This window comes from Alkalibacterium sp. s-m-28, assembly GCF_054658175.1.
In genome coordinates this window covers 1-341 of sequence record NZ_BAAGIQ010000322.1, presented here as the reverse complement: position 1 = coordinate 341, position 341 = coordinate 1, and the positions used below count along the sequence as shown (strand labels likewise).

Here is a 341-nt window from a genome sequence, read left to right as displayed (position 1 = left end):
AAATCTAAGTATTGATCCAGGCTTAAACGTATTATCGCTCCTCCTATGACGTTATCATAGAAGGAGCGATAATAAATTATAAGGGGTTTTTATCAAACTGTCCTTGACATGGGGTCCAGTTTAAAGTCAGGAAACCGTTATTTACGTTATTACTTAGTTCAAGCTGCCAACTCTGTAAGACGATATATTCCTGAGTATGAAGCCTATTACCAGAAAAAAATATAAAGAAGTACCGAAAACACAACACAAACGAGCCCTCGTCTTAACTGCACGAAAATTAGTGCGTCTGGTGTTTGCACTCCTAAGCGATCACCAACTCTATATCGCAAGATCGGAGGCGA

1 pseudogene is annotated in these 341 nt (G+C 39.3%); it reads left to right on the top strand.

The window, feature by feature from the left end:
• Positions 1–123: 123 nt before the first annotated feature.
• Positions 124–341: pseudogene (locus ACYQ4S_RS12500) on the top strand (IS110 family transposase); the annotation flags it as partial.